At 61.2% G+C, this 19,403-nt stretch carries 20 protein-coding genes; 8 read left to right on the forward strand and 12 right to left on the reverse strand.

Features of this window, described 5'->3' with window-relative positions; translation table 11 throughout:
* Positions 1-8: 8 nt before the first annotated feature.
* From ruvA to JK232_RS00125, 6 genes are all read right to left on the reverse strand, one after another.
* Positions 9-623: a Holliday junction branch migration protein RuvA gene (gene ruvA, locus JK232_RS00100; protein ID WP_072931072.1), complete on the reverse strand. Its 615-nt coding sequence runs from the start codon at positions 621-623 to the stop codon at positions 9-11.
* A gap of 122 nt (positions 624-745) precedes the next feature.
* Positions 746-1,267, reverse strand: coding sequence for a crossover junction endodeoxyribonuclease RuvC (ruvC, locus tag JK232_RS00105; protein ID WP_072931073.1), 522 nt, complete (start codon positions 1,265-1,267; stop codon positions 746-748).
* Between the two features lie 99 nt (positions 1,268-1,366).
* Positions 1,367-2,110, reverse strand: coding sequence for a YebC/PmpR family DNA-binding transcriptional regulator (locus tag JK232_RS00110; RefSeq protein ID WP_072931204.1), 744 nt, complete (start codon positions 2,108-2,110; stop codon positions 1,367-1,369).
* Positions 2,111-2,131: 21 nt separating this feature from the next.
* On the reverse strand, positions 2,132-2,575 hold the full coding sequence (nudB, locus tag JK232_RS00115; protein WP_072931074.1) for a dihydroneopterin triphosphate diphosphatase: 444 nt from the start codon (positions 2,573-2,575) through the stop codon (positions 2,132-2,134).
* A complete protein-coding gene (aspS, locus tag JK232_RS00120) occupies positions 2,575-4,359 on the reverse strand; it encodes an aspartate--tRNA ligase (protein ID WP_101828425.1) in 1,785 nt (594 codons plus the stop codon). Before aspS ends, nudB begins: the two co-directional genes overlap by 1 nt.
* A 74-nt stretch (positions 4,360-4,433) precedes the next feature.
* Positions 4,434-4,652 (reverse strand): FmdB family zinc ribbon protein, encoded by a 219-nt coding sequence (locus JK232_RS00125; RefSeq protein ID WP_072931076.1) that lies wholly within the window; start codon positions 4,650-4,652, stop codon positions 4,434-4,436.
* A 270-nt stretch (positions 4,653-4,922) separates the two neighbouring features.
* Here JK232_RS00125 and JK232_RS00130 point away from each other — a divergent pair, with 270 nt between their 5' ends.
* The 5 genes from JK232_RS00130 (at position 4,923) to cmoB (ending at position 8,704) form a co-directional block, all read left to right on the forward strand.
* Positions 4,923-5,495, forward strand: coding sequence for a hydrolase (locus JK232_RS00130; protein WP_072931077.1), 573 nt, complete (start codon positions 4,923-4,925; stop codon positions 5,493-5,495).
* A gap of 59 nt (positions 5,496-5,554) precedes the next feature.
* The gene (locus JK232_RS00135) at positions 5,555-6,370 is read left to right on the forward strand and encodes a DUF72 domain-containing protein (protein WP_212588625.1); all 816 of its coding nucleotides are present in this window, start codon (positions 5,555-5,557) and stop codon (positions 6,368-6,370) included.
* Between the two features lie 123 nt (positions 6,371-6,493).
* Positions 6,494-6,889 carry an MAPEG family protein gene (locus JK232_RS00140; protein ID WP_072931079.1) on the forward strand — a complete coding sequence of 132 codons (396 nt, stop codon included), beginning with the start codon at positions 6,494-6,496 and terminating at the stop codon, positions 6,887-6,889.
* Positions 6,890-6,992: 103 nt separating this feature from the next.
* Positions 6,993-7,736 carry a carboxy-S-adenosyl-L-methionine synthase CmoA gene (gene cmoA, locus JK232_RS00145; protein ID WP_072931080.1) on the forward strand — a complete coding sequence of 248 codons (744 nt, stop codon included), beginning with the start codon at positions 6,993-6,995 and terminating at the stop codon, positions 7,734-7,736.
* Positions 7,733-8,704 (forward strand): tRNA 5-methoxyuridine(34)/uridine 5-oxyacetic acid(34) synthase CmoB, encoded by a 972-nt coding sequence (gene cmoB / locus JK232_RS00150; protein WP_072931081.1) that lies wholly within the window; start codon positions 7,733-7,735, stop codon positions 8,702-8,704. Before cmoA ends, cmoB begins: the two co-directional genes overlap by 4 nt.
* Before the next feature lie 121 nt (positions 8,705-8,825).
* On the opposite strand, the gene cutC is transcribed toward cmoB, so the two are convergent.
* A complete protein-coding gene (cutC, locus tag JK232_RS00155) occupies positions 8,826-9,584 on the reverse strand; it encodes a copper homeostasis protein CutC (RefSeq protein WP_072931082.1) in 759 nt (252 codons plus the stop codon).
* 150 nt (positions 9,585-9,734) lie between these two features.
* On the opposite strand from cutC, the gene JK232_RS00160 reads away from it, so the two are divergent.
* A complete protein-coding gene (locus tag JK232_RS00160; protein WP_212588626.1) occupies positions 9,735-10,877 on the forward strand; it encodes a MalY/PatB family protein in 1,143 nt (380 codons plus the stop codon).
* Here the strand turns inward: JK232_RS00160 and JK232_RS00165 are convergent.
* Positions 10,874-11,443: a VOC family protein gene (locus JK232_RS00165; protein ID WP_072931084.1), complete on the reverse strand. Its 570-nt coding sequence runs from the start codon at positions 11,441-11,443 to the stop codon at positions 10,874-10,876. The two genes, JK232_RS00160 and JK232_RS00165, sit on opposite strands and share 4 nt — an antisense overlap.
* A 754-nt stretch (positions 11,444-12,197) precedes the next feature.
* Between JK232_RS00165 and argS the strand changes: the two genes are divergently transcribed.
* Positions 12,198-13,931 (forward strand): arginine--tRNA ligase, encoded by a 1,734-nt coding sequence (argS, locus tag JK232_RS00170; RefSeq protein WP_212588627.1) that lies wholly within the window; start codon positions 12,198-12,200, stop codon positions 13,929-13,931.
* Positions 13,932-13,995: 64 nt separating this feature from the next.
* Here the strand turns inward: argS and murJ are convergent, their stop codons facing one another.
* The 4 genes from murJ to rimJ form a co-directional block, all read right to left on the reverse strand.
* Positions 13,996-15,531: a murein biosynthesis integral membrane protein MurJ gene (gene murJ, locus JK232_RS00175; protein ID WP_212588628.1), complete on the reverse strand. Its 1,536-nt coding sequence runs from the start codon at positions 15,529-15,531 to the stop codon at positions 13,996-13,998.
* Between the two features lie 132 nt (positions 15,532-15,663).
* Positions 15,664-16,590 carry a Gfo/Idh/MocA family protein gene (locus JK232_RS00180; protein ID WP_101834153.1) on the reverse strand — a complete coding sequence of 309 codons (927 nt, stop codon included), beginning with the start codon at positions 16,588-16,590 and terminating at the stop codon, positions 15,664-15,666.
* A gap of 11 nt (positions 16,591-16,601) precedes the next feature.
* Positions 16,602-17,258 (reverse strand): DUF480 domain-containing protein, encoded by a 657-nt coding sequence (locus tag JK232_RS00185; RefSeq protein WP_072931087.1) that lies wholly within the window; start codon positions 17,256-17,258, stop codon positions 16,602-16,604.
* A gap of 9 nt (positions 17,259-17,267) precedes the next feature.
* The gene (gene rimJ, locus JK232_RS00190; protein ID WP_072931088.1) at positions 17,268-17,852 is read right to left on the reverse strand and encodes a ribosomal protein S5-alanine N-acetyltransferase; all 585 of its coding nucleotides are present in this window, start codon (positions 17,850-17,852) and stop codon (positions 17,268-17,270) included.
* Between the two features lie 307 nt (positions 17,853-18,159).
* On the opposite strand from rimJ, the gene mdtH reads away from it, so the two are divergent.
* Positions 18,160-19,365 carry a multidrug efflux MFS transporter MdtH gene (gene mdtH / locus JK232_RS00195; protein WP_212588629.1) on the forward strand — a complete coding sequence of 402 codons (1,206 nt, stop codon included), beginning with the start codon at positions 18,160-18,162 and terminating at the stop codon, positions 19,363-19,365.
* The last annotated feature ends 38 nt before the right edge of the window (positions 19,366-19,403 follow it).

Genomic DNA, 19,403 nt, shown 5'->3' on the forward strand with positions numbered 1-19,403 from the left:
GGTTTACCTCACAGCGCGGCGCGCAGGGCGTCACGGATCAATGTTTCGCAATCAGCACCCGGTTTGGCGGCTTTGCTGACCAGGCGGCTGGCTTCCTGCGGCTTGTAACCGAGTGCCACCAGCGCGGAGACCGCTTCGGATTCTGCATCGGCTTCCTGGCGCGCCTCTTCTGCCTGCGGCAGTGTGATGTCGCTGACGCTGTTGAACAGGTCGCCGTTCAGGCCCTTGAAGCGGTCTTTCATCTCCACCACCAGCCGCTCCGCCGTTTTCTTGCCGACGCCCGGCAGTTTCACCAGCGCGGTGATCTCCTCTTTTTCGACGGCCCGCACAAATTGCTGCGCCGACATGCCGGAGAGGATCGCCAGTGCCAGTTTCGGCCCGACCCCGTTGACCTTTACCAGCTCGCGGAACAGCGCGCGCTCCTGCTTGTCATTGAAACCGTACAGCAACTGGGCATCTTCGCGCACGATAAACTGGGTGAAAATGATGGCTTCCTGCCCCAGTTCCGGCAGCTCATAGAAACAGGTCATCGGCATATGCACTTCATAGCCCACGCCCTGCGTTTCCAGCAGCACCAGCGGTGGCTGCTTCTCCAGAATAATTCCCCTGAGACGACCGATCACACTCTTCCCCTTCGCAAAAAATGCCTGCCGGCCATCCCGTTTGCCGGGTATGGCAGACGGCCGGAATAACTAACTGCGCTGTTTATAACATAAAAAAGGCTGGATGAATATCCAGCCTGAAGTCAGCGCAACCTGCCGCGTGCTAACTGAAGCCTGTCGCTGCTCATCTTAAGCGCATTCTGGCTCAGATGGCAGTGGGTAATCGCGATGGCCAGCGCATCCGCCGCATCGGCCTGGGGATTGGCGGGCAGCTTGAGCAGCGAGCGCACCATATGCTGCACCTGGCTCTTTTCCGCCGCCCCGGTGCCGACCACGGTCTGTTTCACCTGGCGCGCGGCATACTCGAATACCGGCAGGTCGTGGTTGACCGCCGCGACAATCGCCACGCCGCGTGCCTGGCCAAGCTTCAACGCCGAGTCAGCATTTTTGGCCATAAACACCTGTTCAATCGCGAAAAAATCGGGCTGGAACTGGGTGATGATTTCACAGACCCCGGCGTAAATCAGTTTCAGGCGGCCGGGCAGATCGTCCACCTTGGTGCGGATACAGCCGCTGCCGAGGTAGCTGAGCTGGCGGCCCTGCTGGCGGATGACGCCGTAGCCGGTAATGCGTGAACCGGGATCGATACCCAGAATAATTGCCATAAGAGGGAAGTCGCCCTGTCGGGGTGCGGCTGCACCCGGTCTAAAAAAAGATGCCGGACAAGCGTCCGGCATCGGGTCGTGCAGCGGGCGGACGGTCGCTTAGAGCGTCGCGGCCACTTCGTCGGAAATTTCACCGTTATGGTAAACTTCCTGCACGTCATCACAATCTTCCAGCATGTCGATCAGGCGCAGCAGTTTCGGCGCGGTGTCGGCATCCATGTCCGCCTTGGTGGACGGGATCATGGAGACTTCTGCCGTCTCTGCCTTGAAACCGGCCGCTTCCAGTGCGTCGCGCACCTCGCCCAGGCTCTCCCAGGCGGTGAACACATCAATCGCGCCGTCATCGTAACCGACGATGTCTTCTGCGCCCGCTTCCAGCGCCGCTTCCATCACGGTGTCTTCATCCAGGCCCGGTGCAAAGGAGATCACGCCTTTACGGGTAAAGAGGTAAGCCACGGAGCCGTCAGTCCCAAGGTTGCCGCCGGTTTTGGTGAAGGCGTGGCGCACTTCAGACACGGTACGGTTACGGTTGTCACTCAGGCACTCAACCATCACGGCGGTGCCGCCTGGGCCGTAACCCTCATAAATGATGGTTTCCATGTTGCTGTCATCTTCGCCGCCCACGCCGCGTGCAATCGCACGGTTCAGCGTATCACGGGTCATGTTGTTGGACAGCGCCTTGTCGATGGCGGCACGCAGACGTGGGTTCGCGCCCGGGTCGCCCCCGCCCAGCTTGGCCGCTGTCACCAGCTCACGGATGATCTTGGTGAAGATTTTACCGCGTTTGGCATCCTGTGCCGCTTTGCGGTGTTTTGTGTTGGCCCATTTACTGTGACCTGCCATAAGCATCTCCAAATAGTCTGTTCAGACTGAATAATTAACAAACTCTTCTATTGCCTGCCGGTTGCTCCATGACTTGGTCAGGGCAGCCGCCTCGGGGGCGGCCAGCCACCGGTAGGCATGGTGTTCCGTGATCACCACCTCACGCTGCGTGGGCAGCGCCAGGCAGAACCAGTGCTCCTGATTACGGAACACCCCAGGGGCATAGCGGTGGCGCAGGTGCGGGAAGATCTCGAACTCAATGCAGCGCCGGCAATCCAGCAGCGGCAGGTTCTCCCCGGCAATATCAATGCCGGTCTCTTCCAGCACCTCACGCTGCGCGGTATGCAGCGGCGGTTCACCCTCTTCCAGGCTGCCGGTGACCGACTGCCAGAAATCCGGGTCATCCCGCCGCTGAAGCATCAGCACCCGGCCGGTGGACTGGGCATAGATCACCACCAGCACCGATTCGGGTCGCTTATAACCCATTACGCGTTCTCTGCGTTGTCACTGCCTTTTTTCACCACGCTGATTGCCAGCTCCTGCAGCGAAGCCGGGTTGGCGTAGCTCGGGGCTTCCGTCATCAGACAGGCGGCCGCGGTGGTTTTCGGGAAGGCAATCACGTCGCGGATGTTGTCCGTGCCGGTCAGCAGCATCACCAGGCGGTCAAGGCCGAAGGCCAGGCCGGCGTGCGGCGGCGTACCGTACTTCAGCGCATCCAGCAGGAAGCCGAACTTCTCGCGTTGTTCATGCTCATTAATGCCGAGGATGCTGAACACCGTTTGCTGCATTTCGCTGCGATGGATACGCACGGAACCGCCGCCCACTTCATAGCCGTTCAGCACCATGTCATAGGCGTTGGCGATAGCGGAAGTCGGGTCGGCCTTCAGCGCGTCCGGGGTCATGTCACGCGGGGCGGTGAACGGGTGGTGCATTGCGGCCAGGCCGCCTTCACCATCCTCTTCGAACATCGGGAAGTCCACCACCCACAGCGGCGCCCAGGTGCCTTCGCGGGTCAGCTTCAGGTCACGGCCCAGTTTCAGGCGCAGCGCGCCCAGGGCATCGGTCACCACTTTGGCGCTGTCTGCGCCGAAGAACAGCATGTCGCCGTCGGTAGCGCCGGTGCGCGCCAGCAGGGCCGCCAGCACCTCTTCACTGAGGAACTTGGCCACCGGGCTTTGCACGCCTTCCAGCCCTTTCGCCGCGTCATTGACTTTAATATACGCCAGCCCTTTCGCACCGTAGATCTCAATGAATTTGCCGTATTCGTCAATCTGTTTACGGCTCAGCTGGGCGCCGCCCGGCACACGCAGGGCCGCCACACGGCCTTTGGCATCATTGGCCGGGCCGGAGAAGACTTTGAACTCGACATCTTTCAGCAGATCCGCGACGTCCACCAGCTCCAGCGGGTTACGCAGGTCCGGCTTGTCGGAGCCGAAACGGCGCATCGCCTCGGCGAAGGTCATGATCGGGAACGCGCCCAGATCAACCCCTTTCACTTCCTGCCAGAGGTTGCGGACCATTTTCTCCATCAGCTCGCGCACCTGTTCTGCGCTCAGGAAAGAGGTTTCCACGTCGATCTGGGTGAATTCCGGCTGGCGGTCAGCGCGCAGGTCTTCGTCACGGAAGCATTTCACGATCTGGTAGTAACGGTCGAAGCCGGACATCATCAGCAGCTGCTTGAACAGCTGCGGGGATTGCGGCAGCGCGTAGAATTTACCTTTGTGCACCCGGCTCGGCACCAGGTAGTCACGGGCGCCTTCCGGCGTCGCTTTGGTCAGCATCGGGGTTTCGATGTCGAGGAAGCCGTGATCGTCCATAAAGCGGCGCACAAAGCTGGTGATTTTGGCGCGTGCTTTCAGGCGGTCGGCCATTTCCGGGCGGCGCAGGTCAAGGTAGCGGTACTTGAGGCGCTGCTCCTCGCTGTTCACCTGGTTGGAGTCCAGCGGCAGCGGCTCAGCGCGGTTGATGATGTTGAGGCTGTGGGCAAACACTTCCACCCCGCCGGTCGCCATCTCTTTGTTGACCTGGCTCTCCGGGCGCGCGCGCACGGTGCCGGTAATCTGGATGCAGAACTCATTACGCAGTTCTGAGGCCTGGGCGAAAGCGGCCTGGTGATCCGGGTCGAAGAACACCTGGACAATCCCTTCACGGTCGCGCATATCAATAAAGATCAAGCCACCCAAATCGCGACGGCGGTTTACCCAACCACACAAGGTCACTTCCTGGCCCACATGGGACAGGTTCAGCTGTCCACAATATTCAGTACGCATAACGATATCCTTTAACTCAGCTGGGGGAACGGCGGAACCGTGCCCCGCCGGTGCTGCTGTTTTTTAGTGTGCTGTTACTTCTCTGCGGCACCCTTGCCGGTGTTGCTGCCGCCCGGCTTGAAGTCGGTGGCGTACCAGCCGGTGCCTTTCAGCTGAAACCCGGCCGCAGAGATGAGTTTGGTCAATGTCGGTTTGCCGCAGGCCGGGCACTCGGTCAGAGGTGCCGCAGACACCTTCTGTAACTTTTCTAACCGGTGATCACAGGCCTGGCATGCATATTCGTAAATCGGCATCGCGTTATAGTGTCATAGCTGGTGAAAAAAGGCGGACATTATAAAGGAATTTCAGGCATCCGATAAGAGCGAACCCAGGGTCAGGCCGCGACAAAATTGCACGCAGGCGGTTGTCGGCACACATCATTTAACAAATTTGTTAACCCCGCGCTTACCCATTCCTCCGGGCAGTAGCATAAACTCGTGGCGGCCGGTTGTATAGCAACCCCCGGCCCCGCGCCGGCCCTGACGCCGGACGTTTTTCCGCCCCCTTTTTCAGGAGTCCCCACGATGCTCACATTATCCCCTTCAACCACCGCGCTGGTGCTCATCGATCTGCAAAAAGGCATCCTGCCGTTCGCCGGTGGGCCGCACAGCGCCCAACAGGTGGTAGACAACGCCGCCCGGCTGGCTGCGCGCTTCCGAAAGCACGGGTCGCCGGTCATCCTGGTGCGGGTCGGCTGGTCAGCGGATTTCGCTGAGGCGCTGAAACAGCCGGTAGACCAGCCCGCCCCAGCCGGTGAATTGCCGGCAGACTGGTGGGACTTTGCGCCGGAACTCAACGTGGCAGAGCACGACATCCTGGTTATCAAGCGCCAGTGGGGGGCCTTCTACGGCACCGACCTCGACCTGCAACTGCGCCGCCGCGGCATCGACACTATTGTGCTGGCGGGCATCTCCACTAATATCGGCGTGGAGTCCACCGCCCGCAGCGCCTGGGAATATGGCTATAATCAGGTGATTGTGGAAGATGCGTGCAGCGCGCATAACGCGGCGCAGCACAACGGCAGCGTCACCGCGATCTTCCCGCGTATCGGCCGGGTGCGGTCCACGGATGAGGTGCTGGCCGCCCTGCCCGCGTAACGCCCCGCCTGACCCCAGCGCCGCCGCGGGCGGCGCTTCAGCTCAAGGACCCCGCTTGCATGTATATCGGATTGCCGCAGTGGCAGCATACCGCCTGGCACCGCATCGGCCTGCATACCCTGGCCGACTACAGCCGCTACTTCACCTGTGTGGAGGGCAACACCACGTTTTATGCCCTGCCGAACGCGGAAACCGTGTTGCGCTGGCGTGACATGACCGGCGACGGCTTCCGCTTCTGCTTTAAATTCCCGGCCACCATCAGCCATCAGGCGGCGCTGCGCGACTGTGACGCGCTGGTGAGTGAGTTTTTCCACACCCTCTCTCCCTTAGAGGCGCGCCTCGGCCAGCTCTGGCTGCAACTGCCCGCCGTTTTCGGCCCGCAGGGGCTGCCGGCGCTGTGGCGTTTTCTGGATGCGCTGCCTGCCGGGTTCAGTTATGGCGTGGAAGTGCGCCACCCGGCGTTCTTTGCCAAAGGCGCGGAGGAGCGGCTGCTGAATCAGGGGCTGGCGCAGCGCGGCATCAACCGCGTGATGCTGGACAGCCGCCCGGTGCACCATGCTGACCCGGCCAATGCGGCCGTGCGTGATGCCCAGCGTAAAAAACCGCAACTGCCGGTCCATGCGCTCTGTACCGCTGACCGGCCCATCGTGCGTTTTATCGGCGGCGACAAACTGGAGGATAACCTCACCTGGTTTACCCCCTGGTTCAGTAAGCTGGCTGACTGGCAGCAGAGCCACCCGCCGTACCTGTTCATCCATACGCCGGATTGCAGCGATGCCCCGCAACAGGCGCAGAAGATCTGGCAGCGGCTGCAACCGCAGATCCAGGGCCTCGGCCCGGCACCGGACTGGCCGGAGCAGGCCGCGCTGTTCTGAGCCTGCTAAGGAAGTGTCAACCCCGGCGGACAGCCTCTCCTTTGCTTTCAGCGTTTTCCGCAAGACAGGCCCGGCGTGCGCGCGTATTATCCGTGCGCAAAACAATAAGTCGGTGGAGTGAACATGGTTAGCGCGCTGTATGTGGTGCTGGGCGCATTGTTGCTGATTAAGTTGTCCGTGGATGTGGTGAGGCTGCGGATGCAGTACCGGGTCGCCTATGGCGACGGCGGGTTTTACGAGTTACAGACCGCCATCCGGGTACACGGGAACGCGGTGGAGTACATCCCGATCGCCGCGCTGCTGCTGGTGATGATGGAGATGAACGGGGCGGATATCTGGATGGTGCACCTGTGCGGCATCATGCTGCTGTGCGGCCGGCTGTTCCATTATGTCGGCCTGAAACAGCGGGAGTTCCGCTGGCGGCGCAACGGCATGGCGGCGACCTACGCCTCGCTGCTGCTGATGGTGGCCGCCAATATCTATTACCTGCCCTGGAGCCAGATCCTGACCCTGCGCTGAGCCTGCGCAGAGGCGCAAAACGCGGTTTATGCCGCCGGCAGCATGATTTCCGGCGGTTATCTGTTAGAATACGCCCCCTCATTTTTCGATCAGACACAGCGCTATGCCAAACCGCGATACTCTTTTTTCTGCGCCGATTGCCAAGCTGGGCGACTGGACCTTCGACGAGCGCGTCGCCGAAGTGTTCCCGGACATGATCCAGCGCTCGGTACCGGGCTACTCCAACATCATCTCAATGATCGGGATGCTGGCCGGCCGTTTTGTCCGGCCGGGCAGCCAGGTGTATGACCTCGGCTGTTCGCTGGGGGCCGCCACCCTCTCCATGCGCCGCCATATTGAGGTGCCGGGCTGCCGCATTATCGCCGTGGACAACTCGCCGGCGATGGTAGAGCGCTGCCGCCGCCACATTGACGCCTTCCGCGCAGAGACGCCGGTAGAGGTGATTGAGGCCGATATCCGCGACATCCCGATTGAGAACGCCTCGCTGGTGGTGCTGAACTTCACCCTGCAATTCCTCAAGCCGGATGACCGCCAGCAACTGCTGGACACCATCTGCCGCGGGTTGCGGCCGGGCGGCGCGCTGGTGCTGTCGGAGAAGTTCAGCTTTGAGGATGGCGACATCGGTGAGCTGCTGTTCAACATGCACCACGATTTCAAGCGCGCCAACGGTTACAGCGAGCTCGAGATCAGCCAGAAGCGCAGTATGCTCGAGGATGTGATGCTCACGGACTCCGTGGAGACCCACAAAGCGCGGCTGCATCAGGCCGGTTTTGCCCATGTGGAGACCTGGTTCCAGTGCTTCAACTTCGGCTCGTTGCTGGCACTGAAAGCGGGGGACGCGGCATGATCGAATTCGGCGATTTCTACCGCCTGATTGCCAGCGGCCCGCTCAGCCACTGGCTCAATACCCTGCCCGCCCAGCTCACCGCCTGGCAACAGGAATCCCTGCACGGCAAGTTCCGCCAGTGGTTCAACGCGGTGGATCGCCTGCCGCTGCTGACGCCGGAACGCCTGGATCTGCTGCACAGCGTGCGCGCAGAGATGGACGCGCCGCTCGCTGACGGGCAGAAAGCCGGGATGGAAAACCTGCTGCGCAACCTGATGCCGTGGCGCAAGGGGCCGTTTTCCCTGTACGGCATCGACATCGATACCGAATGGCGTTCTGACTGGAAATGGGAACGCGTGCTGCCGCACATCTCCCCGCTGGCCGGGCGCACCATTCTGGATGTCGGCTGCGGCAGCGGCTACCACATGTGGCGGATGGTCGGGGCCGGGGCGCAGCTGGTGGTGGGGATTGACCCGATGCAGCTGTTCCTGTGCCAGTTTGAGGCAGTGCGTAAACTGCTGGGCGGCGACCAGCGCGCCCACCTGCTGCCGCTCGGCATTGAGCAGTTGCCGGAGCTGGCGGCGTTCGACACCGTGTTCTCCATGGGCGTGCTCTACCACCGCCGCTCGCCGCTTGACCACCTTTACCAGCTGAAAAACCAGCTGGTGAGCGGCGGCGAACTGGTGCTGGAGACGCTGGTGATTGAGGGTGACAGCCAGCAGGTGCTGGTGCCGGGTGATCGCTACGCGCAGATGCGCAACGTCTACTTTATCCCGTCGGCCGCGGCGCTGGAGGGGTGGCTGGCGAAATGCGGCTTTGTGGACATCCGGCTGGCCGATCTCTCGGTCACCAGCCTTGATGAGCAGCGCCGCACCGGCTGGATGACCAGCGAATCGCTGGCCGACTTCCTGGACCCGGATGACCGCAGCAAAACGCTGGAAGGCTACCCGGCACCGCGCCGTGCGGTGCTGGTGGCGCGCAAACCCTGACGCCGCCCCTGACCATCAGGCGAAAAAAAGCCCCGACAAAATGGACGGGGCTTGGTACACGCGCAGTACACGCAAAAGGTCTTGCGACCCGGTAATGCTGTTGCGCTCCCGGTCCGTCGCCTCAGGCGGTACGCGACAGGGAGCCATCATTACAGAGTGCACTTTTCATGGTCGCCACCACGTCAGCATCCACGCAGTAACGGCTGAACTCATCGAATTCCAGATCGGTACACAGGGTGACACCCGCTTTGCGGTGGCGCACCGGTGACGGCACATGGCCGCCGGCGGAGCTGTGCACCTCACGGATGCCGATATCCACAAATTTATGCAGGTTGGTCAGGCGGATGCCGCCCCCGGCCATGATCTCCGGCCCCTGGGTGTGTTGCACCAGTTCGCGCAACAGGGTCAGCCCCAGTTCCGCGCTTTGTTGTTGCCCAGAGGTTAAAATGCGCGCAACGCCGAGTTGCGTCAACTGTTCTAATGCCACCATCGGGTTGAGGCACATATCAAAGGCCCGGTGGAAGGTGACGTCCATGCCGTTGCAGAGCGCCATAATCTGCCGCATCCGCGCCAGATCGATATGCCCCTCCGCATCCAGCACCCCAATCACCACGCCGGGGAACCCCATATCACGTATCGCGGCGACATCATTTTTCATCGCGCTGAAGGCATAGCTGTCGTAACAGAAATCGCCCCCGCGCGGCCGGACAATCGGATGCACCGGGATCGCCAACCCCTCGCGCGCCATCATCAGCGTGCCGTAACTCGGCGTTAACCCCCCTTCCGGCTGGCTGGCACACAGCTCGATGCGATCCGCACCCGCGCGTTCAGCCTCCAGCGCACAGGCCAGGCTATAGCAGCATACTTCCAGTTTCGTCATTACCTCTCCCCTTATTCGGACCACATGCTATAACCCCGGAAACGGGGCCGGGCGCGGAGGCGTCCGGCCGGTAACATGGCGGCTTGTTATTGATAACGCGTCTCGCGTAGGCTGAGTGACGACCTTTCAGCCACGCAGAAAGAGATAACTATGGCATTCAATTTCGATTTACGAGTCGATCGCAGTCACAGCGATAGTATGAAATGGCATAAATACCGCGATCAGGCAGTGATCCCGCTCTGGGTCGCGGACACCGATTTCCAGTCTCCCCCGGCAGTGATTGACGCGCTGGCGCAGCGGGTGGCGCACGGGGTGTTTGGTTACGGCACCCCGCCGCCGGAACTGACGGCGCTTATCGTGGAACGGATGCACACCCGTTACCAGTGGGCCATCCGCCCGGAATGGATCGTCTACCTGCCGGGGCTGGTGTGCGGGCTGAACCTGGCGATGCGCAGCTATACCAGGGAAACGCAGGCTGCCATTATCCCGACGCCGCTCTACCCGCCATTTGCCGAGGCCGCCGGGTACGCCGGGCGTCACGCTTATGCCGCCCCGGTGCGGGAGCAGGCGGGCCGCTGGCAGCTGGATCTCGCGGCCATTGAGCCGGCGCTGAACGGCGATCAGGCGCTGCTGTTCCTCTGCAACCCGCACAACCCCGGCGGCACGGTTTACCGGCGTGAGGAGCTGGAGGCGCAGCACGCTTTTGCCCAGCGCCACGATCTGGTGGTCTGTTCTGATGAGATCCATTGCGACCTGATCCTGGAATCGGGGTGCCGGCATATTCCGTTTGCCTCGCTGAACCCGGACGCTGAACAGCGCACCATCACCCTGATGGCCCCGTCCAAAACCTTTAATCTGGCCGGGCTGGGCGCGTCGTTTGCGATTATTGCCAACCCGGCGCTGCGCCATGCGTTTAAGCAGCAGCGGCGCGGGCTGATCCCGCATGTGGATATCCTGGCGTTTGTGGCAGCGACCGCCGCGTACCGTGACGGTGAGGACTGGCTGGCCGCGCAGCGTGACTACCTGCGCGCCAACCGCGATGAGGTGACCGCACGCATCAACGCCCTGCCCGGCCTGCGGCTGTTGCCGGTGGAGGCGACCTATCTGGCGTGGATTGATGCCTCGGCCCTGCCGGTGGAGAATCCGTGGCGCTTCTTCCTGGACGCCGGGGTGGGCCTGACGGACGGCACCGCGTTTGGTGACGCCCGTTTTGTGCGGCTGAACTTCGGCTGCCCGCGCGCCCTGCTGGATGAGGCATTGACGCGGATCGCGCGTGCGGTCGCGGCGCTTTAGGCCTGTTCGCTGGCGACAATCTCACGCAGGGTGTGCGGGTGGAATTTGAGGGTCACGGAGCCGTCACTGACAGCCAGCGTCGGGTTGGGCAGGCGCTCATTCTCGCCCTGCGGTGAGCTGTATTTCAGCTTGATGCCGGGTGCCAGCAGCGCATCATCCGAGAAATAGGTCAGCGCCCGGGCGTAGAGCGTGTCCGGGTCGCCCGGCAGCACCAGTTCCACATGCTCCCACCCTTCATGCGGGTAGCGGCGCTCGCCTGGGTAAGGCAGCTCAATCAGGTCTATCTGCCATGAACAGACCCGCAGCGGTTCGCGCAGATCAAACAAACAGATGGCGCGCCCGTTGATTTGGTTTTCTGACAACAGGCTGCCGCACTGTTCAAACCCACGCCGCCAGCGTTCCGCGGTGGCAACCTGATGGCAACGCACGGAGATGTGGTCGGCCGGGAATGCCGGCAGGTCGAGCTGGAGTTTTTGCGCAAAGGTCTCGAGCGCCAGCTCAAAACGGCTCAGGTCAGCCACCAGATCGTGTAATTCGGCGATGCCCGCCAAGGGTGAGGACGGCATAGTTTCTTCTCTCTGTTCAACATCATAAAGCCTTAATTTACATGGCGCCCCGGCGCGGTGCCAGCCGGACGCCCTCTTTTCATCAGAAACCGCTGCATCGTGACCTGCCGGCCGCGTCGGCGGGAGCGCAATGAACCAAAATTTCGCTTTACCGACCTGCTTTACTTAAGGTAAATTTCTAAAGTGAAATTTCACTTTTCTATCAAATGAAATTATGCAACCCCATGGAAACATAAAGGAAATTTATAGCGCTATCCGGGTGTTTTTCACGCACGGCGAGAGTTCACCTCCCTTTTCATTCCTGTACGATTTTATTTTTTGTTATTAAATAGGGATATAAAACACATGATGTTACTGGTCGCTTCTGTTTCGCTGGTGGTTATCGCTTTATTTGCCCTTTACCGGCACCTCCGACTGATTAAAAAATCGCAGCCCATCCCAGGCAGGAAAGCGTTAAGACATTAATGATTTACGTTATTCCTTTACCTTCCCGCCCGTCTTTATTTAATTATTATTAACATTCCCTCCTCTGTCTTCACGCGGCCCTGAATGGCTTTTGGCAGGCAAGCCGGCCGCGTCTGCCCTGCTGACTGCCCGTAAGGCATACTGACGTTCCTGTCCGGATAGGATATAATGGCCGTTTGCTTAACGCCTTGCCGGCACTGCGTTATTTCTGTGCTTTTACGGCAGGCGTCCCTTGATCTCAGGCGGGCCGCGACGACCCAGGCCCCCCACCAGCAATAAAGGTAATCCGGTGAATATACAGGCACTTCTTTCCGAAAAAATCAGCCAGGCGCTGATTGCCGCAGGCGCACCCGCAGAGAGCGAAGCGCAGGTGCGTCAGTCAGCCAAGGCCCAGTTTGGTGACTATCAGGCTAACGGCGTTATGTCGGTTGCGAAAAAGCTTGGGATGCCGCCCCGACAACTGGCGGAAAAAGTGGTGGATGCGCTGGACCTGAGCGGCATCGTCAGCAAGGTTGAGATCGCCGGCCCCGGCTTCATCAACCTGTTCCTGGAGAAAAGCTGGGTGGCAGCCCAGGTCGACCACGCCCTGAGCGCGCCGAAACTCGGTATTACCCCGGTCACCCCGCAAACCATCGTGGTGGACTACTCTGCGCCTAACGTGGCGAAAGAGATGCACGTCGGCCACCTGCGCTCCACCATTATTGGTGATGCCTCGGTACGTACCCTGGAATTCCTCGGCCATAACGTCATCCGCGCCAACCACGTCGGCGACTGGGGCACCCAGTTCGGGATGCTGATCGCCTATCTGGAGAAGATGCAGAACGAGCACGCCGCTGAGATGGAGCTGGCCGATCTGGAGCAGTTCTACCGTGAAGCCAAAAAGCATTACGACGAAGATGCTGTCTTCGCTGAACGCGCCCGCGCCTATGTGGTGAAACTGCAGGGCGGTGACGAGTACTGCCGCCGGATGTGGCGCAAGCTGGTGGATGTGACGATGGCGCAGAACCAGATCACCTACAACCGCCTGAACGTGACCCTGACCGAACGCGATGTGATGGGCGAAAGCCTCTACAATTCAATGCTGCCGGGCATTGTTGCTGACCTGAAAGACAAAGGGCTGGCCGTGGAGAGCGAAGGCGCGACCGTGGTGTTCCTGGACGAGTTCAAGAACAAAGAAGGCGAGCCGATGGGCGTCATCATCCAGAAAAAGGATGGCGGCTACCTCTACACCACCACCGATATCGCCTGCGCCAAATACCGTTACGAAACGCTGGGCGCTGACCGCGTGCTCTATTACATCGACTCCCGCCAGCACCAGCACCTGATGATGGCCTGGTCCATTGTGCGCAAAGCCGGTTACGTACCGGATTCCGTGCCGCTGGAGCACCATATGTTCGGCATGATGCTCGGCAAGGACGGCAAACCGTTCAAAACCCGCTCCGGCGGCACGGTGAAGCTCTCCGATCTGCTGGATGAGGCGATCGAGCGCGCAGGCAAACTGATCAAAGAGAAAAACCCGGACCTCAGCGAGGCGGATCTGCAACAGCTGGTGAACGCGGTAGGGATTGGCGCGGTGAAATATGCCGACCTCTCCAAGAGCCGTACCACAGACTACATCTTCGACTGGGACAACATGCTGGCCTTCGAGGGCAACACCGCCCCGTACATGCAGTATGCCTACAGCCGCGTGGCCTCTATCTTCAAGCGGGCGGCGATCGACCCGGCCAGCCTGCAGGCACAGCCGCTGGTGCTGAATGACGAGCGTGAAATCACGCTGGCGACCCGCCTGTTGCAGTTTGAAGAAGTGCTGACCACCGTGGCGCGCGAAGGTACGCCGCACGTGATGTGTTCTTACCTGTACGATCTGGCGGGCCTGTTCTCCGGCTTCTATGAGCACTGCCCGATCCTCAGCGCGGAAAGCGACGAGATCCGCAACAGCCGCCTGAAACTGGCCCTGCTGACCCAGCAGACGCTGAAAACCGGCCTCGATACCCTGGGTATTGAAACCGTCGAACGCATGTAATCGCGCGGGTTGTGCAACAAAAAGGGCGACATTCACTGTCGCCCTTTTTTATGCCCCCAACCGGTCAGACGGTGCGGCGGGCAAAATCACGCAGGCGGAAGCCCAGCAGCACCAGCACGCCAAAATAGGCCACCACCCCGGCCACCACCACGGCCGCCAGCCGCAGCAGGCGCAGCGGCATGGTGCCGAGCGACCATTCAGGCATCAGCCACATCACGCCGACCAGCACCGCAGACATCACCACCACCGCGGCCAGCAGCTTCAGCAGGAACGGCGTCCAGCCCGGTTGCGGCTGGAAAATTTTCTGCTTGCGCAGTTGCCAGTAGAGCAGCGCGGCGTTGAGGCAGGCGGCCAGGCCAATCGACAGCGACAGCCCGGCATGTTTCAGCGGGCCGATAAACGCCAGGTTCATCAGCTGCGTCATCACCAGGGTGATCATGGCGATTTTTACCGGCGTTTTGATGTCCTGGCGCGAATAGAAGCCCGGTGCCAGCACTTTCACCACGATAAGCCCCATCAGCCCCACAGAGTAAGCCACCAGCGCGCGCTGGGTCATTGCCGCATCAAAGGCGCTGAATTTGCCGTACTGGAACAGCGCCACCGTCAGCGGTTTCGCCAGGATCCCCAGCGCCACGGCGCTCGGCAAGGCGAGCAGGAAACAGAGGCGCAGCCCCCAGTCCATCAGGCGTGAATACTCATCATGGTTGCCGCTGGCAAAACTTTTCGCCAGTGACGGCAGCAGGATGGTGCCGAGGGCCACCCCCAGCACGCCGGACGGGAACTCCATCAGCCGGTCGGCGTAGTACATCCAGGAGACCGAGCCGGAAGCCAGGAACGAGGCGAAAATGGTATTGATGATCAGGGAAATCTGGCTGACGGACACCCCCAGGATGGCCGGCCCCATCTGGCGCATCACACGCCAGACCCCGGCATCTTTCAGGTTCAGGCGCGGCAGTACCAGCATGCCGATTTTACGCAGGTGCGGCAGCTGGTAACCGAGTTGCAGCACCCCGCCCACCACCACCGCCCAGGCCAGCGCCATCACCGGCGGGTGGAAATAGGGTGCCGCAAACAGGGCAAAGCCGATCATGCTGATATTGAGGAACGTCGGCGCAAATGCCGGGATGGAGAAACGGTTCCAGGTATTGAGGATCGCGCCCACCAGCGAGGCGAGTGAAATCAGCAGGATATAGGGGAAGGTCACCCGCAGCAGGGCAGACGTCAGGGCAAATTTATCCCCGGTATCGGCGAAGCCGGGCGCCGTGACGAAAATCACCCACGGGGCAGCCAGCATCCCGGCCACCGTGACCAGCGCCAGCACCAGCGTCAGCAACCCGGAGACATAGGCAATAAAGGTGCGGGTCGCCTCTTCGCCCTGCTGGCTTTTGTATTCGGCCAGAATCGGCACAAACGCCTGGGAAAACGCCCCTTCGGCAAAGATGCGGCGCAACAGGTTGGGCAGTTTAAAGGCCACGAAGAAGGCATCCGTTGCCATGCCTGCCCCGAATACCCGCGCCACGATAGCATCACGTGCAAATCCCAGCACACGTGAAAACATGGTCATCGAACTGACGGCAGCTAATGATTTAAGTAGGTTCATCTCTGTTTTTCTGTAGTGCAGCCCAAACAACAACGCCTGCAAATGCAGGCGTCGGGGGTGGGCCGCCAGGCTCATGGTGCGCTTAGTCTACGTATCCGGCGCGTAATAGCCAGAACCAGTTGTTACTGCCGGTTACTCCGGCAGCTCGCCCTCGTACAGCAGTTGCTCAATCACCCGCTGGGCGTAAAGTGCCTGATCGCCCGAGGTTTCCGGCGCCGTCTGGTTACTGACGCACTCAATAAAGTGCCGCACCGCGCCGTCAAAGCCGCGCTGCACCAGGGTGCTCTGCCAGCCGGGCACCGGCCGCTCAGTCAGCAGGCCGCCCTGCTCCTGCGTCCAGTGGCGCATCTCATCCAGCTGGTAGACCGCGCCATCACAGACTGCCTGCACCCGTTCGCGCTGGCTGCCGGCCCGGCGGTGCATACTGGTGGTGACGTGGATACTGCCGCAACGGAAATGGTGCTCGGCATACAGCATCTGCCCTTGCGGGTTTCGGTGGATACTGCCGCCCTCCAGCGTGGCATCCCCGTTCGTGAGCCAGAGCGCGGTGTCGATCACATGCAGGTAATCATCCAGCAGAGTAAAGCGTGCATCCTGCGGGCCGACGCTGTCACTGCGGTGTTTGTCCATGCGGATGGAGGCCGGTTGCTGCATCTCATTGCGCAACTGCCGGTAGAGCGGGGAAAAGCGCCGGTTGAAGCCGACCATCAGCGCCTTGCCGTTGTCTTTGGCGATCTCCACCAGATGCTCGGCCTGCTCCAGCGTTTCAGCCAGCGGCTTATCGACGTAAACATGCACCCCACGGTTAAGCAGATCGCTCACCACATGGAAATGGCTGGCGGTGCTGCTGTGCACGAAGACCGCGTCGCACTGCTCTGCCAGTTCATCCAGCCGGGAGAAGGCGCGCATCCGGTAAGCGCTGCACACCTGTTCTGTTTTTTGTTGGTTGGGCGAGAAACCGCCCACCAGCGTCCATGCCCCGGCATTGGCCAGCACCGGCAGATACGCTTTCTGGGCGATGTCGCCCAGCCCCACCACACCCACACGCAACGTCGTCATGGTCTGCTCCGTTAGTTGCCCAGCCGGGCCAACAGGATTTCAAGGCGCTCATGTAATTCAGCCACCTGGGACTCCAGCCCGGCAACGCGGGCCTCCAGCGGGCTGGTCTCAGTGTTCGTGGCCGCGCCGGCGGCCGGGGCACCGGGTTCAGCAGGCGCAGTCACCGCCCCGCTGAACAGGTGCATATACCGGTGCTCGCGCTTGCCCGGCTCACGCGCCAGGCGCACCACAAACGGGCCGTCCTCACGCGTCTCCAGCCCGGTCAGGGCCTGTTCAGCCTCGCTGACATCGCTGAACTCATAAAGCCGGGCGGCACGGGTGCGCAGCTCCCCCGCCGTCTGCGGCCCGCGCAGCAGCAGCGTGGTCACCAGCGCCACTTCCGGCGCGGAAAATTTCAGGTTGCCGAATTCGGAATTACAGAACCGGTGCTCATACTTCAGCGTGCGGCTGCCGCTGACACTGCGGATCAGATGTTTTTTCACCAGCAGATCCAGTGTCTGCTGCACCTCGCTTTCACTCAGCTCCAGCACCGGGTCACGGTTGGTTTTCTGGTTACAGGCGGCAGCCAGGCTGTTCAGTGACAGCGGGTAGAGTTCCGGCGTGGTGATCTGTTTCTCCATCAGGCAGCCGATGACCCTGGCTTCTTCAACACTCAGCGGATGTTTCATCATGTTCCCTTAGCGTGGCGGCACCCAGTCATGGCAGGTCAGCGCCGTCAAAATATGGTCCTGCCATTTCCCGTTAATCAGCAGATAATCTTTGGCATAGCCTTCACGTTCAAACCCCAGCCGGGCCAGCAGATCGCCGCTGCGCTGGTTATGGGGCATATAGTTCGCCATGATGCGGTGCATCCGTTGCTGGCGCTGCATATAACGGATGGCGGATTGCAGTGCCTCATACATCAGCCCCCGGCCCTGCCACTTCTCCCCCAGCGAATAGCCGAGGAAACAGGCATGGAAAGAGCCGCGCAGCACGTTGCTGAAGTTAGCCACCCCGATAATTTCCCGCTCATCCGGGTCGAGCAGTATAAAATAGTAGGCGTTGCCCTGTTTGTGCAGGTCGGTAATCAGCCCCAGCCGCGCCTGCCAGCCGGAGGGGTGGCAATGGCTTTCGTCCCGCACCGGTTCCCAGGGTTTGAGAAATGCCCGGTTTTCGGCGTAATACTCCGCCAGGCGGTGGGCATCCCGCTCATGAACCAGCCTGACGACCAGCCGGTCGGTGATCAGGCGTACCTTTGGTGATGCCGAGCGATAGCCAAACATCCATTCCCTCCGCTCTCTGGACAGGTCGATAAATCATCTTTATGGCGGTACTGCCGGTATTGCCTGCCAGGATTGCCGGCGCTTATCACCGAGCATAGACCACCCCACGGGCCTGTGCTGACGGGCAGCACCGGGACGCGGCACCGCTCATAGAAATTTACCCGCATTCTCGCTTATCGTTAACCGCTTGACGATAAAAAAATATTATCTATCTGCCACCTGTCTTATGCCTGCGTTCAGGTTCAGAATAGAGGCTCTGCTTCCCTCTCTGACCCGCCGCCCGGTGGTCGCCTTTACAGGATGTGTCATGTCATTGGTTTCACAGGCAAGGAGCTTGGGCAAATATTTCCTGTTAATGGATAATTTGCTGGTAGTGCTGGGGTTTTTCGTGGTGTTCCCGTTAATTTCCATCCGCTTTGTCGATCAGCTCGGCTGGGCCGCGCTGATGGTCGGTATTGCGCTCGGGCTGCGGCAATTTGTGCAGCAGGGGCTGGGGATTTTCGGCGGCGCGATTTCTGACCGCTTCGGTGCCAAGCCGATGATTGTCACCGGGATGCTGCTGCGGGCCGCCGGGTTTGCCGCGATGGCTGAAGCCGCTGAGCCGTGGCAGCTCTGGCTGGCCTGCGTGCTCTCCGCCCTCGGCGGCACGCTGTTTGACCCGCCGCGCACCGCACTGGTGATCAAACTGACCCGCCCGCATGAGCGCAGCCGCTTCTTCTCCCTGCTGATGATGCAGGACAGCGCCGGGGCGGTGGTGGGCGCGCTGATCGGCAGTTGGCTGTTACAGTACGATTTCCGGCTGGTCTGCTGGGCCGGGGCGGTGATTTTCATCCTGGCGGCCGCCTGGAACGCCTGGCTGCTGCCCGCCTACCGTATCTCCACCGTGCGCGCCCCGATGCGTGACGGCATGGCACGGGTGCTGCGCGACCGGCGGTTCGTGACCTATGTGCTGACGCTGACCGGCTACTATATGCTGGCGGTGCAGGTGATGCTGATGCTGCCGATCATGGTGAATGTGCTGGCCGGGTCGGCCACGGCCGTGAAATGGATGTATGCGATTGAGGCCTGCCTGTCGCTGACGTTGCTCTACCCGGTGGCGCGCTGGAGCGAAAAGCGGTTCCGGCTGGAACAGCGGCTGATGGCCGGGCTGCTGCTGATGACGCTCAGCCTGCTGCCGGTCGGCATGGTGCACAGCCTGCATGCCCTGTTTGCGCTGATCTGTGTGTTCTACTTCGGCGCGATCATTGCCGAACCGGCGCGGGAGACGCTGGGGGCCTCCCTGGCGGACAACCGGGCGCGCGGCAGCTACATGGGCTTCAGCCGCCTTGGCCTGGCGCTGGGCGGGGCCATCGGTTACACCGGCGGCGGCTGGATGTATGACGCCGGCCAGGCATCCGGCCTGCCGGCGCTGCCCTGGCTGCTGCTGAGTGCGGTGGGGATGGTGACATTGCTGGCGCTCTATTGGCAGTTTAACCAGCGCCGGATTGAACCGGCGATGCTCAGCGGCAACTAGCTGATTTTCCACACTCTCTTTTCTGTTCCGCTGCCCGG

Source organism: Nissabacter archeti (genome assembly GCF_018257325.1).
In the GTDB taxonomy this organism is placed as follows: Bacteria; Pseudomonadota; Gammaproteobacteria; order Enterobacterales; family Enterobacteriaceae; genus Chimaeribacter; species Chimaeribacter arupi.

Coding starts and splice junctions, on each gene's coding strand:
- JK232_RS00110 (WP_072931204.1), bottom strand. CDS start 2,110: ATGGCAGGTCACAGTAAATGGGCCAACACAAAACACCGCAAAGCGGCA.
- JK232_RS00125 (WP_072931076.1), bottom strand. CDS start 4,652: ATGCCGATTTACGAATATGCATGCCAGGCCTGTGATCACCGGTTAGAA.
- nudB (WP_072931074.1), bottom strand. CDS start 2,575: ATGGGTTATAAGCGACCCGAATCGGTGCTGGTGGTGATCTATGCCCAG.
- JK232_RS00160 (WP_212588626.1), top strand. CDS start 9,735: ATGGCATTCAATTTCGATTTACGAGTCGATCGCAGTCACAGCGATAGT.
- JK232_RS00165 (WP_072931084.1), bottom strand. CDS start 11,443: ATGCCGTCCTCACCCTTGGCGGGCATCGCCGAATTACACGATCTGGTG.
- aspS (WP_101828425.1), bottom strand. CDS start 4,359: ATGCGTACTGAATATTGTGGACAGCTGAACCTGTCCCATGTGGGCCAG.
- ruvC (WP_072931073.1), bottom strand. CDS start 1,267: ATGGCAATTATTCTGGGTATCGATCCCGGTTCACGCATTACCGGCTAC.
- cmoA (WP_072931080.1), top strand. CDS start 6,993: ATGCCAAACCGCGATACTCTTTTTTCTGCGCCGATTGCCAAGCTGGGC.
- cmoB (WP_072931081.1), top strand. CDS start 7,733: ATGATCGAATTCGGCGATTTCTACCGCCTGATTGCCAGCGGCCCGCTC.
- cutC (WP_072931082.1), bottom strand. CDS start 9,584: ATGACGAAACTGGAAGTATGCTGCTATAGCCTGGCCTGTGCGCTGGAG.
- JK232_RS00180 (WP_101834153.1), bottom strand. CDS start 16,590: ATGACGACGTTGCGTGTGGGTGTGGTGGGGCTGGGCGACATCGCCCAG.
- mdtH (WP_212588629.1), top strand. CDS start 18,160: ATGTCATTGGTTTCACAGGCAAGGAGCTTGGGCAAATATTTCCTGTTA.
- rimJ (WP_072931088.1), bottom strand. CDS start 17,852: ATGTTTGGCTATCGCTCGGCATCACCAAAGGTACGCCTGATCACCGAC.
- JK232_RS00140 (WP_072931079.1), top strand. CDS start 6,494: ATGGTTAGCGCGCTGTATGTGGTGCTGGGCGCATTGTTGCTGATTAAG.
- JK232_RS00130 (WP_072931077.1), top strand. CDS start 4,923: ATGCTCACATTATCCCCTTCAACCACCGCGCTGGTGCTCATCGATCTG.
- murJ (WP_212588628.1), bottom strand. CDS start 15,531: ATGAACCTACTTAAATCATTAGCTGCCGTCAGTTCGATGACCATGTTT.
- JK232_RS00135 (WP_212588625.1), top strand. CDS start 5,555: ATGTATATCGGATTGCCGCAGTGGCAGCATACCGCCTGGCACCGCATC.
- JK232_RS00185 (WP_072931087.1), bottom strand. CDS start 17,258: ATGAAACATCCGCTGAGTGTTGAAGAAGCCAGGGTCATCGGCTGCCTG.